The sequence below is a fragment of the Phycisphaerae bacterium genome (assembly GCA_024102815.1).
GTDB lineage: Bacteria > Planctomycetota > Phycisphaerae > UBA1845 > UBA1845 > JAGFJJ01.
Window position 1 is genome coordinate 116354 of sequence record JAGFJJ010000006.1, and the last position, 15810, is coordinate 132163.

Annotated in this window: 14 protein-coding genes and 1 tRNA gene; 6 read left to right on the forward strand and 9 right to left on the reverse strand. The window is 63.0% G+C overall.

Translation table 11 applies throughout. The features are described from left to right. Positions 1-91 precede the first annotated feature (91 nt). The gene (gene lptD / locus J5J06_01770) at positions 92-3073 is read left to right on the forward strand and encodes an LPS assembly protein LptD (protein MCO6435798.1); all 2982 of its coding nucleotides are present in this window, start codon (positions 92-94) and stop codon (positions 3071-3073) included. A 48-nt stretch (positions 3074-3121) separates the two neighbouring features. On the opposite strand, the gene J5J06_01775 is transcribed toward lptD, so the two are convergent. Beyond that, the gene (locus J5J06_01775) at positions 3122-3724 is read right to left on the reverse strand and encodes a hypothetical protein (protein MCO6435799.1); all 603 of its coding nucleotides are present in this window, start codon (positions 3722-3724) and stop codon (positions 3122-3124) included. A 229-nt stretch (positions 3725-3953) separates the two neighbouring features. Between J5J06_01775 and J5J06_01780 the strand changes: the two genes are divergently transcribed. Further along, a tRNA-Arg gene (locus J5J06_01780) sits at positions 3954-4027 on the forward strand. A 27-nt stretch (positions 4028-4054) separates the two neighbouring features. On the opposite strand, the gene J5J06_01785 is transcribed toward J5J06_01780, so the two are convergent. From J5J06_01785 to J5J06_01795, 3 genes are read right to left on the reverse strand one after another with little or no spacing between them, the layout of a single operon-like run. Beyond that, a complete protein-coding gene (locus J5J06_01785) occupies positions 4055-5497 on the reverse strand; it encodes a hypothetical protein (GenBank protein ID MCO6435800.1) in 1443 nt (480 codons plus the stop codon). A 27-nt stretch (positions 5498-5524) separates the two neighbouring features. Next, positions 5525-6181, reverse strand: a complete 657-nt coding sequence (locus tag J5J06_01790; protein MCO6435801.1) for an isoprenylcysteine carboxylmethyltransferase family protein — start codon at positions 6179-6181, stop codon at positions 5525-5527. Further along, a complete protein-coding gene (locus J5J06_01795) occupies positions 6178-6975 on the reverse strand; it encodes a hypothetical protein (GenBank protein MCO6435802.1) in 798 nt (265 codons plus the stop codon). Before J5J06_01795 ends, J5J06_01790 begins: the two co-directional genes overlap by 4 nt. Positions 6976-7019: 44 nt before the next feature. On the opposite strand from J5J06_01795, the gene polX reads away from it, so the two are divergent. Continuing rightward, positions 7020-8825 carry a DNA polymerase/3'-5' exonuclease PolX gene (gene polX / locus J5J06_01800; protein MCO6435803.1) on the forward strand — a complete coding sequence of 602 codons (1806 nt, stop codon included), beginning with the start codon at positions 7020-7022 and terminating at the stop codon, positions 8823-8825. 45 nt (positions 8826-8870) lie between these two features. Then, on the forward strand, positions 8871-9509 hold the full coding sequence (locus tag J5J06_01805) for a LysE family translocator (GenBank protein MCO6435804.1): 639 nt from the start codon (positions 8871-8873) through the stop codon (positions 9507-9509). A 247-nt stretch (positions 9510-9756) separates the two neighbouring features. Here J5J06_01805 and J5J06_01810 read toward each other — a convergent pair whose 3' ends face one another. The 3 genes from J5J06_01810 to crcB all read right to left on the reverse strand — a co-directional run bounded on the left by J5J06_01810 (position 9757) and on the right by crcB (position 12268). Then, positions 9757-11229 (reverse strand): hypothetical protein, encoded by a 1473-nt coding sequence (locus J5J06_01810; protein ID MCO6435805.1) that lies wholly within the window; start codon positions 11227-11229, stop codon positions 9757-9759. Positions 11230-11514: 285 nt separating this feature from the next. Further along, a complete protein-coding gene (locus J5J06_01815) occupies positions 11515-11880 on the reverse strand; it encodes a DUF190 domain-containing protein (GenBank protein MCO6435806.1) in 366 nt (121 codons plus the stop codon). Between the two features lie 4 nt (positions 11881-11884). Then, complete coding sequence (crcB, locus tag J5J06_01820; protein MCO6435807.1) at positions 11885-12268, reverse strand: fluoride efflux transporter CrcB; 384 nt, start codon at positions 12266-12268, stop codon at positions 11885-11887. Between the two features lie 122 nt (positions 12269-12390). Here crcB and J5J06_01825 point away from each other — a divergent pair, with 122 nt between their 5' ends. Both J5J06_01825 and J5J06_01830 read left to right on the forward strand, forming a co-directional pair. Continuing rightward, complete coding sequence (locus tag J5J06_01825; GenBank protein ID MCO6435808.1) at positions 12391-13203, forward strand: cobalamin-binding protein; 813 nt, start codon at positions 12391-12393, stop codon at positions 13201-13203. Between the two features lie 134 nt (positions 13204-13337). Next, entirely contained in the window at positions 13338-13772 is a 435-nt protein-coding gene (locus J5J06_01830) for a RidA family protein (protein MCO6435809.1), read from the forward strand. A gap of 11 nt (positions 13773-13783) precedes the next feature. On the opposite strand, the gene J5J06_01835 is transcribed toward J5J06_01830, so the two are convergent. Next, positions 13784-14617, reverse strand: coding sequence for a UDP-2,3-diacylglucosamine diphosphatase (locus J5J06_01835; protein ID MCO6435810.1), 834 nt, complete (start codon positions 14615-14617; stop codon positions 13784-13786). After that, on the reverse strand, positions 14614-15708 hold the full coding sequence (locus tag J5J06_01840; GenBank protein MCO6435811.1) for a hypothetical protein: 1095 nt from the start codon (positions 15706-15708) through the stop codon (positions 14614-14616). The genes J5J06_01835 and J5J06_01840 overlap by 4 nt, the downstream gene beginning before the upstream one ends. Positions 15709-15810: the final 102 nt, after the last annotated feature.

The following is a 15810-nucleotide window of genomic DNA, read 5'->3' on the forward strand; positions in this document are numbered from 1 at the left end:
TGCGACCCGCAATGCGATCGGGCGCTCTCACGGCGCGGTTGACAGCGCCCGACGCCGAGTATTTTCCCTCTTCCCGCGGGGCGGTTGCTGCATGCCTCGAAGGCGCGAGCTTTTCGGCACTCTCTGGCTTCTGCTTATCGCGCCCCTGGCCGTCGCCCAATCTCCAGTCCCACTGGATGGCGGGACGGACGAACCTCTGCTCCCCGCCTCCATCGCCCATCTGCCTGTGCTGATTGATGGGAAGATCGCGTACCTGGCCGAAGATGAGGACGGCACGAGCATCGCCCACGTCATCGGCAATGCGTTTCTGCGGATTGGTGAGCCTGGACGGGGACAGGAGCTTCGGGCGGAAGAAGCCCTGATCTGGCTGAACACCGAAACGGCCGACGGTACGCCGTATGTGCGACTGGAGATCGCCCTCTGGAAGGACGCGGAGGTCCGCGAGTGGGCGGGCACGGTGACATTCGGCCCGGTTCTCATGGTCACCGCCGCAACGACCGGCCCGATTCGGATCGAGATCGACGAGGTCAGCTTCGATCGTCCGACGTTCAGCCCGCTTTATGAGCGTGGGCGCGTACTACGCGAAGAGATGCACCGGGACGATACGCCACATGCCATGCGCGTGCAGAGCGTTACCCAAGCCGGTGGGGAAGAGGGTGTCCCGGCCGGCCCGCCTCCGGTCATCCAGTTTCGCGCACAGGGGGAATTGCACGGCCCGTTTGCCACCCATGGGCGGCGCGTCCTCACCGTCACCGGCGGGACGTTTCTGTCGCGCGGGGAACCCGGCTCGGGAACGCTGCTGGAGATCCGAGCTGACAACGTCGTGGTCTTCCTTCCGCCGAGTGCTTCCGCCCCTTCGGGGGATCAGGGCCCGGCCGATGCGCTCGGCGGCGTACCCGTGGCCACGAGGGAAGGCGAGATGCCAGCAGCGGAAGGCGGCGAATCGCCCGGCGACATGGGAACATCTCCGGAGAGTCGCACGACCGGGTGGGCCGACGCGCCGCAGCTCGCCACGGGGTTCGGCGATATCGACGTGGAGGCGGTCTACCTGGAAGGCGACGTGGTGATGTCCCAGGGCCCGAACCTGATCCGCGCTTCCCGGCTGTATTACGATTTCGTTCGCGACCGGGCGATGATTCTTGACGCTGTCGTGCGTTCCCCGATTCCCGAACGCGGTGTGCCTATTTACGTGCGGGCGGAGGAGATCCGCCAGCTTTCCTTCAACCGGTTTTCCGCGACACATGCCGTTCTAACTACCGACGAGTTTCATACGCCGCATTACTCGATTGGCGCCGGTTATCTGGAGTTGGTAAGCCGGCCCGGTTTCGAGTCCGTCGGCGCCCCCGGGGCGCCGGGCACCGGCGAGTATCGGATTCGGGATGCCACCTTCAACGTCGGGGGGCTGACCGTGGGGTACTGGCCCGCCCTCCGGGGACGCGTGGACACCAGCGAAACCGCCCTCCGCAGCGTTCGAACGGGCAACAGCGACGAATTCGGGGTCGAGCTCGAAACCGACTGGAATCTCTTCCAGTTGCTCGATCTGGAAACACCAAGAGGATTCGATGCGGAGTTCTCGCTCGATTTCTATTCGGAACGCGGACCCGCCGCCGGCATCGACGGCACCTACGAACGCGACAAGTACATGGGGCTGTTCCGCAGCTACGTGATGACCGACAACCAGCGGGATTTCCTCGGTCGCGAGCGCGAGGAGCAGCCGGTGCGCAGCACCCGCGGGCGGATCCTGTTGCGCCACCGCCAATACCTGGAAGATGACTGGCAATTGACGCTGGAAGCGTCCTACATTTCCGACAAGGGATTCCTGGAAGAATTCTTCGAAGATGAGTTCGACAACGAGAAGGACCAGGAGACCCTGCTGTACTTGAAGAAGCAGCGCGACAACTGGGCGTTTACCATCCTCCTCCAGGCGCGCCTGCTGGACTTCTACACGCAGACCGAGAGGCTCCCCGAATTCGGCTACTTCCGTATCGGACAGCCTCTCGGGGACAGCGTGGTCTGGCACAGCGCCAACCGGCTGGGATTCGTCCGCTACCGCCCAATGGACCAGTCGTTCCAGGAATTGCTGCGGGACGGCCGGCTTGTGGGATCGGGTTCGGTGGTGCGAACGGACAGTCGTCAGGAACTGGAAGCCCCCCTGGACATCGGACCACTGCGATTAGTGCCGTTCGGCTCCATCCGGCAGACCTCGTGGGACGACACCCCCGACGACGGCGGTGTGCAGCGCATCTTCGGTACGTACGGCGTTCGCGGCAGCATGTATGCCTGGAAGACGTACCCCCAGTTGACCTCCGCGCTGTGGGACATCGACGGACTGCGGCACGTGATCAAAACGGACATCACCGCGTGGGCCGCCCACACCAACCGTGATTCGCACGAACTCTATGCGTTTGATGAGAACGTGGAGGGTATTGACGAAATTGACGGTGTGCAGGTCGGCGTGCGGCAGCGCTGGCAAACCTATCGCGGCCGGGGCGAGACGCGCAGGAAAGTTGATGTGCTCACGCTGGACCTGGAAACGGGCTTCTTCAACGACGCGACGGGCGAATACAAGACCAACGGTTTTACGTCGTATTCCCGTCCTGAGGAGAGCATCGCCCGCAACTACGTGAACTCGAATACGATCTGGAGGCTCAACGATCGCACGGCCCTGCTCAGCGAAATGAACTACGACGTCAATGATGCCGAATTGGACATTCTCAACGTTTCCGTGGCCGTGGAGCGTTCGCCGCGGTTGCGGTACGTCATCGGCTACCGATTCATCGATGAAAGCCATTCCGACCTCCTGGGGATGGACCTGAGTTACGCCCTGACGGACAAGCACAGCCTGGCCGTCCGGGAGCGTTTCGATCTTCGCCGCGGACGAACACTGGATTTCACCGTGGCCCTGATCCGCCGATTCCCGCGCTGGTTCAGCGCGTTGAGCTTTGCGCTGGACGAGCCCGAAGACGACTTCGGCGTGAATCTGAGCATCTGGCCGGAGGGGCTGCCCGATGCCATCATCGGGTCGCGGAGACTGACGGGCCTGGTTCGGCCTGCGTGGGTGGCGGAGCCCTGAACCGCCCGGCCGGCCGGGAGATGAGCGATTACCTTCCTTCGGTAGCCGTTACTTTGATTTCTTGCGTCGCGCAGTGGACTTGGCTGCGGATTTCTTGGGCGTCACCTTCCTGGACGCCGTCTTCTTCTTGACGGTCTTCTTCGGCTTGGCGCTTTTGGTTGCCGCGCTGGAAGCGGTTTTCGTGGTCTTGCGGCGCGAGGCCGTCTTCTTCCTGGCCGGGGGCGGGGCTTCCTCCGCCTTGGGCTTCTCCGGTGCGCTTTTCATGGGCGGCGGCTCTTTCGGCTTGGGAGGCTGCTCGGTCTTGAATTCCGCCTCGACAATGCGGAGGTCGGTATAGTAACCCTCGCGGAGAGCCCGCTCGTGCTGGGCTTCCACGTCCTCACGCTCGACGGCCTTGAAGAGGGTCACTACGGCATCCCCGCTGCGGCCGATGACCTTCCAGCGAAACGGGATGACTTCCTTGACACCCAGAGACTTTCGGCCGGTTGGCGCAGCGGGTGCTTCCGGCTCGGTTTCACCCGAATCCTCGGACGCAACTTCCTCCTCAGCCTCTTCGACCTCTTCGACTTCTTCCTCGACTTCGGTCTCGGCGGATTCCGCTACGTTGTCCTTAACAGGTTCGACCTTCGCAGACTTCTTCTTCCTGGCCACGAATCGCTATTCCTGAGGGGTTCGCCTCGGCAACCTTCTCGCCGCTTGTCCAGTATGCTCCGCAAGCCGCTTCCGGGAAAGACTCGCTCGCGGTTTGAACGGGCTGGGCAACTTATCCGACCACGGCACGTCTGGCAAGCGCATGCCGGCGTATGGCCGGGCCGACACCGGCGCGTATAATGGCGGCCGCCGTATGGCTGGAAGACCGCCGTAAGGTCGGCCCGCCGCAGCGCCCGTAGCTCAATCGGATAGAGTGGCTGGCTTCGAACCAGTAGGTTGGAGGTTCGAGTCCTCCCGGGCGCATGTTGATATTGCTGTCCGCCTTCTCTTTCACCCGCCAATCCCCCGCGCGGCGTGGTTGTCCTCTAACTCCGCCACACCGGGAACCGGATGAGAATCTCTGCCCAACGGTGAGGCGGCCTGGCGCATCAGCGGCGTCAGCCCACCCAGTTCGGGCAATGCCAGGACCGAGGCGATTTCCGCCAGGAGCGAGGACGCACCGGACTCGTCCAGGCACGCCCGGCGGTAGGTCAGGGAGAGTTCAACGCGATTGCCTCGGATCGTCGGGGCCAGCACCAGCGGCAGCGCCGGGCCCGTAGGACAGGATCGCACGACTCGGAGAACGCGGTCGGTGACGCCGCCGTACCAGCGGTCATCCACCACCACCGTGCTCACGCCCGCGCACAGAGGATAATACTTGCGGTAGCCGGCGCGATCATCCCGTATGCGCAGCATCGGCCAGATCCTTCGAACGGCAAACGCCTCGAACGATGAACAGGCCTTGCGCCGGGCCTTGAGCTTGCTGGTGCACTGCATGACCTCGTTGAGCACAGCCCTCGGCTCGGCGTCGGGGCGACGAATGAGCACGGTTGCATTGGAGAGAAGACAGGTAAAGTCTACGGTGGCGCCGGGTTGAATGCGCTCCCGCAAGCTGATGATCGTTCCCAGGCCCAGCGCCCGTCGCTGGCGATGCGTACGACGCTGAGGCGTAAGTCGTGCGAGGGCTACGGCCGTGGCGGCGAGGAACAGATCGTTCCAGCCCGGCACACCCCGGTGGTTTCTCCCGCCAATGAATCCGGCGCGATCGGCAGACAGCGAATGGGTAACCACGCCCGTGTCCAGGCCACCGCTTCGTGCTTCGTGCATGCGGTGTGCGTACCGCAGACTCAGGTAGCCTCGCATCGTCCTGGCACCGGCGCGGATTATCGAAATCGGCCCATTGTCTGAGCGCGCCACATGCCCTCTCTGATCGGGCACGTGCGTAGTCAGCGCCGAAGCGGACGAAGCGCCTTCCACACCCACGTACTTCTGAAGCACCCCGGCGACCAGCGCCTGCACGGCAAACGCATCGGCCACGACATGATCGTAGCAGAGAATGAGCAGGTGCTGATCCCGGTCGAGGGACTCGCAAACCGTCCAGCGTAACGGATGCCCGCCGGTAGCGGCAAAGGCGCGATTCAGTTCGTCCGCAAGAATGCCCCTTAGCGCGGCGAGTGGGTCCAGGCACTTCGCGCGAATCTGGATCGGCGGATCGTCATCCAGCCGATCCCAGGCGATGCGCTGCTGCGAGGGATCGAGGTGGAATAGACCAATGCCCGCTTGCCGGCAGACGGCGCTCACCGCGACGCGCAATCGATTGACGTCCGCGGGGCCGCGCAGGAGCAGGGAATGCGCCGCGTTGTACGGGTGATTCGAGCGCCACAGCAGCATGAGCCGCTGAAACGGTTCGAGCGGCGTCCACTCCGGACCACGGTTTGGTTCGTCGGTGATCATTCCCCTGCATTCCCCGACGCGCGAGCGTTATGGATCGCGCGCGGGCTCGAGACGCTGAACCATGCGGAATCGCGGCACGAATCGCCCGGTTCGCCTGCGGTAATTCTCATACAAATCGCCGTGCAAGGCCAGCAGGAACCGCTCTTCGACTCGGACCTTGAGATGAATGAGCGTGAAATGGGCCACGGCCACCGCAAACATGGCCGGCGCCGGGACCGCAACAACGGTGCACACCATCAGGGCCAGACCCAACGAATAAATCGGATGACGCGACCATCGGAAAGGGCCTTCCGTCAGCAGCACTTTCTGCGAAGTATCCACGCCAAGCCGCCACGACCGCCCCATGTATCGCCAGCAGTAAATCGACAAGCTCAGGATGACCACGGCCAGAATGGCCGCCAGCCAGCGCAGCAGCTCCGCCAGCAGGGGCGCCGCCGATAGATCAATCATGGCCAGCCAGAATCGCCGTTCGGTATGCTGGTTGGGAATGACGAAGGGCAAAGCGATCCAGCACAGAATCGTGGGGATCCAGAGGGTCCACAGTCCCTGTTCCAACGATTGCCTGGGAACGAAAACGCGCGCAACCGATTTCCCCTTCCGTGCCGCGCGGAAGATCTTCACGACCACGCATCCCCAATAGCCCAGGACGACGCACCCGACGATGTAAGCGGGCAGGGGACTCACGATCCGCTTCGCTCCTCCACCGGCGCGGCGACATCATCCGGTTTGTGCGGTCCCTGCGTCGCCCGGCTCGACCGCAGAACGCATATCGCCATGATCTCGTGCTCGCAGGCACGATGAATCGCAGGTGCCGCATCGACGTTGAAGTGGCCGACTCCCACGGCATCCGCTCCGAGCGTCTCGCGGGAGATGACCGTATTCAACAGCACGGTACGTTCGTTTCCCGCGGCGAGCACCACGGGATTGCCCGCGAAACAAATGGGACAGGCCGCGCCCAACACTGTTGGCTTGTAATAATGCACGCAGCGAATCACGTTGTCGGGAATCGGCGGCGGAGCGGTGGCGTCAAGCAGCAGGAGCAGATCCACGTCGATCCCCGCCTTTTTCAGCCGCCACGCGAGCCGGACGGCGTTGTCGGCACCATAACTGTGCCCCACCAAGACGATCGGCTCCTCCGGTTCCCCGTTCGCGGCTTCCGCCTCGAGTTCGACGGCCAGTGACCGCCACCGCGAACCACTCATGTCCGCCGCCCGGACTCCCTCTTTACGCAGCTCCCGGGCGAGATCGTTCAATCCCAGAGAGAAAACATCCATCAGGCCCCGCAGGCAATAGACGCGTCCGATGCGCGGCGCGTTCCCCGAGGGCATGTGCGGTCCCGCACAACCTCCCAGGACAAGAAGCAGCATGCCCAGGAGAACGCTTTGAACAGCCGCCCGGCGATCCATCGCTTGACCCGAAACTCCCCGAAATTGCAGACCTGCTCTCGATCCGCTTTCCAAACCGCCCTGCGTGGCCATTTCTCCACGGTCGCGATAGCATACCAACATCGGCGCTGCCACGCATGCGTAACAACACGTTTACCTGGACCGACCCGCGGGGAGCGCGTCGGCGGATCAGCCCCATGCTTCAGCAGGATATTGCCCGCCTATTGTCGGAAACGGCCGATCTCCTCGAGATCGACGGCGCGGAGACTTTTCGCATCAGCTCCTTTCGCCGGGCATCGCGTAGCCTGGATGACTTCACAGGCGACCTGCAGGCCTGGGCGGACGAGGGGAAGCTCACCTCGATTCCGGGAATCGGCAAGGGCATGGCCGCACGCATTCAGGAGTATCTCGACACGGGCCGCCTCGAGGAGCACGATTCGCTCAAATCGAAGTTTCCGCCCGGCCTGCTCACGCTGCTGGACGTTCCCGGCATGGGACCCAAGAAGGTGAGCGTTATCCATCGGAGCCTGGGCGTGGGAAATCTGACCGAACTCCGGCGGGTGATCGAATCGGGGGAACTGGCCGAATTGCCCGGCTTCGGGGCTGCTTCCGTCCGCAAGATCGCCGAAGGAATCACTTTCCTGGAGAGCAGCGCGGCACGGACACCGCTGGGTGTCGCCCTTCCATTGGCCGAGACCGTGCTCGATCGTGTTCGTCTGATCGACGGCGTTGTCCGGGCCGAAATTGCCGGGTCGCTGCGTCGTGGATGCGAGACCATCGGTGACGTGGACATCGTGTGCGAGACGACCGAAGGCCGGGCTCGGGACATTGTGCGGACCTTTACGGAGTTGCAAGGCGTGCAACGTGTCCTGGCCTCGGGTGATACCAAGGGCTCCATCACCATCGAGCTCGAGCAGGGGCGCCCGCTTCAGATTGATCTTCGCGTCGTACCGGGCGAATCCTACGGCGCCGCCCTCCAGTACTTCACCGGCTCCAAGGAACACAACGTGAGGGTGCGGGAATTCGCCGTTCGAAAGGGATGGCGACTCAATGAGTACGGGCTCTTTGATGGCGAATCCAGCATCGCGGGCCGCACGGAAGCGGACATTTATGCCCGGCTCGGCCTGCCCATGGCTCCGCCGGAACAACGCGAGGACCGCGGGGAACTGGAGCTCGACGAGAAGGCGTTGCAACTGGTCGAACTGGCCGACATCCGCGGCGACCTGCACATGCACACCATGGCCAGCGACGGCAGGAACACCATTGAAGAGATGGCCCTCGCGGCCAAGGAGAGGGGCTACGACTATATCGCCATCTGTGACCACTCGAAGAGCTCGGTCATCGCCAACGGATTGTCCATCGAGCGCATGTGGCAGCACATTGAGGATGTCCGCGCTGTGGACAAGAAAATCAAAGGCATCGCCGTGCTCGCCGGGTGCGAATGCGACATCCTGGCTGACGGATCACTCGACTACCCGGACGACATCCTTGCCGCCTGTGACTGGGTCGTCGCCAGTGTCCATTCCGGCATGAGTGCGGCGAAATCCGGGAAGGACGGTCCGACGCAGCGGACGCTGGCGGCCATGGAGAATCCGTTCGTCTGCGCCATCGGCCATCCGACCGGACGGCTGATCAACAGGCGCCCCGCGATGGAACTCGACATGGAGCGCGTCGTGCAGGCGGCGGCCGAGTCGCGCACCATGCTGGAGATCAACGCCAGTTGGCAGCGGTTGGATCTGAAAGATATTCACGTGCGCCAGGCTCGTGCGGCCGGGGTCACCCTGGTCATCAACACCGATGCGCACAGCACGGATCAACTGGACCAGATGCGTTTCGGCGTCATCACCGCCCGCCGCGGCGGAGCAAGAAAGGACGATGTGGCCAACACGGGAACGCTTGCCAACTTGCGAAAACTCATTCAAGAAAAGCGGTGCAAGAAGTAGATCGCCCAAACGGCGGACAACCACAGGCCGGAGGGGGCTAAGTCAATGGACGGTACGATTCTCAGTTTTGCGTTGCTTGCCTTGGGCCTGACCCTGCTCCCGGGGGCCGATACCGCTCTGGTTACGCGCAGCACGCTTCGCGGCGGCAGAACAGCCGGCTGGTACACGACAATGGGCATTGTCCTCGGCTGCTCAATCCATGCGGTGCTCTCGTCGATGGGACTTTCGGCGATTCTGGCTCGATCCGCTGAGGCGTTCCAATTCGTAAAAATAATTGGCGCCGTCTACCTCGTGTGGCTTGGCGCCAAGACATTGTGGCAGGCTTGGAAAGACGGCCGGGTTGGGCCGACCGCAACCGCATCGGAGCATCGACCCCCGATCACGATTCGGAGCGGATTTCTCGAAGGCCTGCTGACAAACCTACTCAATCCGAAGGTCGCCGTCTTCTATTTGATGGTGTTGCCGCAATTCGTCCGCCCCAATGACCCCGTGTTCTTGCGCTCACTACTGCTGGCCAGCATCCATATCGCATTCGGCCTGATCTGGCTCAGCGTCTACGCCAGCCTGTTGGAAGTGCTCCGCTCATTCCTGAGCCGCCCGAAGGTTCGAAGCGCCATCGAGACCGTGACCGGCATCGGGCTGGTGTTGTTTGGATTGCAGCTTGCCCGAAGCCGACACGAGTAGCGCACTTCTTTGTCACCGTGTCGCCAAAAGACGCAGCGGGCCGAAGGGCGAACCCTCGACCCGCTACCGCCCCCCGACAAGAGCAGTCCCCCCCTAGACCGCTCCTGAACGTGTCCCTGATGGCAATCCTGGAGGTACGGATCCGGATTGCACGCTTATTGAGGTCGTTCGGCTTGGCTCAGCGAGCCTTACCGATCGGTTACGGCGGAAGCTCCGAGGCCAGTCCGCCGACCGCGACCCCCATTTTCTAGAGCAGCGACAGAATCTGTGCCGCTTGCTGATTCACGACACCCAGCAGGCTGATGCCCGACTGGATAAGAACCTGCTGCTTGTTCAAGTTCGACGTGGCCACCGCGAAGTCGGCATCGCCGATGACGCTCTCGGCCTCGGAAAGTCCGACTTGAGAAGCCTGCAGTGAATTGATGGCGCTACCGACCTGGAATTTCTGGAATCCGCCGATTCGGCCGCGGATACTGGCCACCTGGCTGACCGCATCGCGGATGGACAGCAGCGCCCCCGCAGCGTCGGTTGCCAACGCCGCGGCGGAACCGGATCGCAGCTCGGAGAGGCGTACGGTCCCGTTTCCACCACCGAGTTGGAAGGTGGACAACGAGTCGATGCCGATCGTCTGGCGCGTGTCCGTCGTCGTACCCAATTGGAAGGTCGCGCCGCCGGACGCCTGGACCGTGAAGCTCGTCGTCGTGTTGGCCGTGTTGCCCTTGCCGAAGTCATCACCGAGCGTAAACGACAGGCTCAGGCCGTTGGCACTGTATACAACGTCCAGACCATCCGTGCCGGCCGTCTGTCCGTTGATTTGAATGTTCGCGTCTGTTCCGGAGGTCTTGGCAACGTTCTGCACGTCATTGGCCGTGCTGCTGTCCGTCGTCGCCGTTCCGTAGCTGCTGTTCACGTACCCCCCGGAAAGCACCTGCACGCTGACGAACGCATCCTCGCCATACGTCGTCGAGTTCAGCCCGATGTTGGCCGCGTTCTGAATCGCAGAAACACCGGTCTGGTCCTTGGCGGCGTTGATGGCGGTGACGACTTCCGCCTGCGTCAGGCTGCTGGCAATGGTCAGCGTCGCGGCGCCGAGCGTTCCCTGGATGGTCACCTGGGTCGTACCCGATGACCGCGTCGTCGACGCTCCACCGAATGTGGCAAAGGTCGACGTGGCAAGCTGGGCCGATGCCACCCGCGTCACCGTGAGCGACGTGTCCGACGTCGACTGGCTTCGCGAATAGACGCGCAGGTTGGAAAGGTTGCTGTTGCCTGCAACGCCCGTGGTCTGAACGCTGAACGTACCGTCCAGCAGCTTCTTCCCGTTGAAGTTCGTGGTGCTCACGATTCGATCGATCGCCGTCAGGGCGTCGTCGATCTGCGACTGGTTCGCGGCGATCTCCGCATCGGTGAGATTGGCCGACGACGTCGACGACGTCACCAGGGTCTCAATCTCGTTCAGCAGGTTGGAGATCTCGCCGAAGGCGGAGTCCGCCACGGAAAGAATCGCGTCCGTCCGCTGGTTGTTGGTCAGCGAGGACTCGACGGCGATGCGTTCCGCCTGAAGGAGCGACAGGGCGATCAGACCGGCCGGGTCGTCCTTTCCGCTGTTGATGCGTTTTCCCGTCGTGAGTTGGGAAATGGTCTTTTCCTGCGCCGCGGTGTTGCGGTTCAGAATACTCAGCAGTTGAATCGTGTTCGTGTTGGTGACGGTCAAGGCCATGTCTGTAACCCCCTTTGGACTCGGAAGCCTCTGCGGACGTTTCGCCCTCCGAGCAGTCAACTGGAGGCTAAGATATAACTAGGGCCTGCAAGGACTTGACTAATCCCCGCGCAGCTTTCCCGCGTTCGCGCCATCGAGAAACGCGAATTTCGTCAACTTTTTTTTCTTACGGATTGGGTCCGCTTTCGTGAGCTCGCTTCGGACGTCATGCGAAGTTGAAGTGAATCGCACCGATTCCCGGGCACGCTCAGGATCTCAGCGACATCGATTGGTGACGAATTCGGACTACGCGCCGCTGCCCGCATCATCCGCCGGCGGGTTGTCCGCGCGATAACGAAGTACCTTTGCCGCTTCGAGCGTGACCAGACCTTCCCGGACCATCTCGTCGATGTGCGGCAGAAACGCCTCGATCCGCTCCCGCTGGTCGATAATCTCGATGACCATGGGCAGATCCTCCGAGAGTCGCAGCACCTTTGTCGTATGCAGGCGCGAATGTGCCCCGAACCCCATGACGCCCCGCAGCACCGTCGCCCCGGCCAGGTGCATCTCTCGCGCTTTTAGCACGATGGCCTCATACAGCGGCCGGCCCTGCCATTTGTCGCTTTCCCCGATGAATATTCGCAGCAGGTGACCCTCTTCGGGAATCTTCACGGACCTACCCTCCGGCAAGCAGAACACTCGTCCGATAGCCCGCCCACGCCGCACCCAGCCCGACAATCGTACTCAACGCCACGTTGGCCAGCGCTCGCCCGAATTGCCCTTCGCCCACGAACGCCAACGTCTCCCACGCATACGTGGAATACGTCGTAAAGCCCCCGAGCACGCCGATGAGCAGCGCCGCGCGATGCTCCTCGCGCACCAGCGACTGCTCGGCCAGCAGGTGCGCGAGCAGCCCGATCAGGAAGCAGCCGCAGACATTGACAACCAGCGTTCCCCAGGGAAACGTCCCTTTCGTCCCCTGCTGCACCCAACCCGAGACCAGATAGCGCAGCACCGAGCCCGTCGCCCCACCGGCCGCGATCCACAACAGCTTCACCATACCTCGCTCCGGCAACGCATCGTCGGCTCCTGGGATGTCAACGGATGGGTTCAGCCTACGCACCGGCAACGTGATCCGCAAGTTGCAGTATGCCGGTGACGCCCGCACGGCCCCACGTTACGATGAGCACCATGTCCGGCCCGCAGCGCATCGTCTGCCTCACCGAAGAAACCACCGAAACGCTCTACAGCCTGGGCGAGCAGGATCGCATCGTCGGCATCAGCGCCTTCACCGTCCGCCCGCCTGAAGCGCGCCGCGACAAGCCCGTCGTGTCGCAGTACATCCGCGCCGACGTGGAAAGAATCCTCGCAGTGAAGCCCGACCTCGTGCTGGCCTTCTCCGACCTCCAGGCCGACATCTGCGCCGATCTCATCCGCCGCGGACTCGCCGTGCACTGCTTCAACCAGCGAAACGTCGAGAGCATTCTGGAGATGATCCGCACGCTGTCGCGTATGGTGGACGCGGCCGACGAGGGCGAGCGCTTGTGCAATGAACTCGAAGGCAACCTGGCGCGCGCTCGCGAGGCCGCCGCCCGACTCCCCTATCACCCGCGCGTCTACTTCGAGGAGTGGCCTGACCCGATCATCACCGGCATCACCTGGGTATCCGAACTGATCGAGATCGCCGGCGGAATCGACTGCTTCGCCGACAATCGCGGCATTGGGTCCGCGAAGGACCGCGTCGTCTCGCCGGAAGAAGTGCTCCGCCGCGAGCCCGATCTCTATCTGGCTTCGTGGTGCGGGAAGAAGTTCAACCTCAACGCCGCCAAGGCTCGGCCCGGATTCGCCGACGCCCCGTTTCTGCGCGAAGGGCGCTTTGCGGAAATCGACTCCTCGATCATACTTCAACCCGGCCCGGCCGCGCTCAGTGACGGCCTCGCTGCGCTGGAGCGCGAGATCGCCCGCGTGGCGGAGATTGTAGGGTGCGTCCCCTGACGCACCACTCTTGAACAACGTAGGGTCCGCCGTGCGGACCATCTTCTGAGACATCGCAGGGACGGCCCTTCACGCACCGGATGCGAACCGTTCGCCTTGTTCTTGACCAGTGTTCTTAGAGGCGAGGACCTTCGATGAACAACCCATCTCACGACTTCACCAGCCAGCGCGCCCCGGAACCCGTCGGCGCCTTCCCCCACGCCAAGCGCGTCGGTTCGCTGCTCTTTCTCTCCGGCATCGGCCCGCGAAAGCGCGGCAGCAAGGAAATTCCCGGCGTGACCCTCGATGACCGGGGCAAGATCACCGCCTACGACATCGAGACACAGTGCCGCGCCGTTTTCGAAAACGTCCGCACCGTCCTGGAAGACGCCGGCTCAAAGTGGGAGGACATCGTCGACGTGACCGTATTTCTCACCGATATGAAGAACGACTTCCCCGTGTTCAACCGGCTCTACGCCGAGCATTTCGCCGGTCCGGGCAAGCCCAATCCCACGCGAACCACCATCGAAATCAACTGCCTGCCCACGCCCATCGCCGTGGAACTGAAGGTCATCGCCGCGGTTACCTGATTGACCAACGTCTACGCCGACTGCAACGGTGCCGGCTCCTGGGCGGGCAAGCTCTCCGAACTGCTTTCGTCCGCCTTCGGCTCCTCCAGCACGCGGCTCAGCCCCCCGCCCTCCCGCTTCCACCAGATCAACCGCAGCGCCCCCGACTCGTCCTCCACCAGCGCCGTGCAGTTCTCCACCCAATCCCCCGTGTTGATGTAGAGCACGCCCTCGACCTCGCGCATGCCCGGCTGGTGGATGTGCCCGCAGATCACCCCTTCCACGTCCTGCCGCTTGCCTTCCTTGGTCAGCAGCTCCTCGAAGCGGGTCATGAACTTCACCGCCTGCTTCACCCGCCGCTTGATCGCCCCCGACAGGCTCCAATACGGCCAGCCGAACCACCGCCGCACCGCATTCACCATCCGGTTGATCACCACGAGGTAGGCGTAGATGGAGCTTCCCAGGTGCGAGAGCCACCCATGGTACTGCACGACCGTATCGAACTCGTCCCCATGGAGCACGAGGAACCGCCGGTTGTCCGCGGTCACGTGCACCGTGTTCTGCACCACCTCCACGTCGCCGAACTGGTATCCGATAAAGTCGCGGAAGAAGTCGTCGTGGTTGCCGGGGATAAAGATGATCTTGGCGCCCTTGCGGGAACGCTTCAGCAGCTTGTGGATGACATCGTTGTACTGCGCGGGCCAGTACCACTTCTTCCGCAGGGCCCAGATATCCACGATATCGCCCACGAGGTAGAGATAGTCGCAGTGCAGCGAGTCCAGGAAATCATACAGCGCCTCCGACTGGCAGTCGCGCGTGCAGAGGTGAACGTCGGAAATCCAGACGCTGCGGTAAAAAGTCTTCATGACGGCGTGTTCCGTACGTCGGCCGGACGGGCGGCGCAAAGCTCACCCGCAAAGCACTCGATCGCCTCCAACGCCTCCAGCTCACCGTCGCGCCGATCCCGCTTCACGTTGCGAAGGAACTTTTCCTCGTCGGCCAGGAACTCGCGAATCACCGTCGCCGATACGTGACGGCGCTTCACCTGTCGGCCGATGCCCAGCTTGTCAATCTGGTGCGCGTTGAGCCGCTGCTCGATGCAGTTGATGGGCATACCCAGAATGGGCTTGCCGAAGTAGAGCACTTCACCCATGAGCTGGTTGCCCGTGGTCGCGAAGACCGCCCGGCAACCGGCCAGGTCCTCGATGAACGGCAGATTGGCCAGTGGCTTGAACTGGATGTTGCCCTGCAATCCGCGCCGCGGCGTGCCGTAAACCTTGACGGGAACATCCAAACCAAGCAGCGCCTTTTCCACCCGCGGCGTGAACTCGGCCGACCCCGTACTCAGGTAGACCAGAAGATAGTCCCCGCGCGTCGGCTCCGTCTGCCGCACTTCCGTACGTATCACCGGACCCACCACGCAGACCCCCGGACGACGCGCCGGCGCCGTGAAGAAACTCGACACGATCACCCGCTCGCTGGTCCCGAAAAGCATGCGATACGCGGCCGCGTTGGTCCGGCAGCGGAGCCGGTCCATCGGCGAAAGATCAAGCCGGCAATGAACCAGCAACCCGAAGTGATCGAAGCTGATGCGCGGAACGCCCATCCGCCGCGCCGCCCAGAGGGTCAGCGCCTCGGAATCCGAAATCACCACGTCGGCGCGGAAGTCGCGGAGGATGTCCTGCACCATGTCCGTCGCCGGTCCGTGGAGCCAGAAATCAAACACCGCCGGCGCGTTGCGCGTCACCGTCAGGTAGGGTGAAAGCTCCCCGCCGACCGTGTAACGATGTTGCAGCGTGGGGATGCGTACCGGTGAAAAATCCGGCCAGAGAGCCTCGTAGGCATTGCCGCCCGCCAGAATGAGCAGCTCATGGCGAGCGGCCAGATGCGGCAGCACCGCCCGAGCCCGCATGGCGTGGCCGCGCCCGTATCCGTGAATCCCGTAGGCGATTCTCATACGCTTCTCGAACTATCGCCCTCGGCCCGAAGAACGTCAAGCAAACACAAACTTCATACAACCCGACCTGCTCTGCCTTGTTTCGCGCCCTGCGATCGCTCC

What these genes read in the sequence shown, in the direction of transcription:
- lptD (MCO6435798.1), top strand. Translation starts at nt 92, where the DNA reads ATGCCTCGAAGGCGCGAGCTTTTCGGCACTCTCTGGCTTCTGCTTATC.
- J5J06_01785 (MCO6435800.1), bottom strand. Translation starts at nt 5,497, where the DNA reads ATGATCACCGACGAACCAAACCGTGGTCCGGAGTGGACGCCGCTCGAA.
- J5J06_01795 (MCO6435802.1), bottom strand. Translation starts at nt 6,975, where the DNA reads ATGGCCACGCAGGGCGGTTTGGAAAGCGGATCGAGAGCAGGTCTGCAA.
- polX (MCO6435803.1), top strand. Translation starts at nt 7,020, where the DNA reads ATGCGTAACAACACGTTTACCTGGACCGACCCGCGGGGAGCGCGTCGG.
- J5J06_01805 (MCO6435804.1), top strand. Translation starts at nt 8,871, where the DNA reads ATGGACGGTACGATTCTCAGTTTTGCGTTGCTTGCCTTGGGCCTGACC.
- J5J06_01810 (MCO6435805.1), bottom strand. Translation starts at nt 11,229, where the DNA reads ATGGCCTTGACCGTCACCAACACGAACACGATTCAACTGCTGAGTATT.
- crcB (MCO6435807.1), bottom strand. Translation starts at nt 12,268, where the DNA reads ATGGTGAAGCTGTTGTGGATCGCGGCCGGTGGGGCGACGGGCTCGGTG.
- J5J06_01825 (MCO6435808.1), top strand. Translation starts at nt 12,391, where the DNA reads ATGAGCACCATGTCCGGCCCGCAGCGCATCGTCTGCCTCACCGAAGAA.
- J5J06_01830 (MCO6435809.1), top strand. Translation starts at nt 13,338, where the DNA reads ATGAACAACCCATCTCACGACTTCACCAGCCAGCGCGCCCCGGAACCC.
- J5J06_01835 (MCO6435810.1), bottom strand. Translation starts at nt 14,617, where the DNA reads ATGAAGACTTTTTACCGCAGCGTCTGGATTTCCGACGTTCACCTCTGC.
- J5J06_01840 (MCO6435811.1), bottom strand. Translation starts at nt 15,708, where the DNA reads ATGAGAATCGCCTACGGGATTCACGGATACGGGCGCGGCCACGCCATG.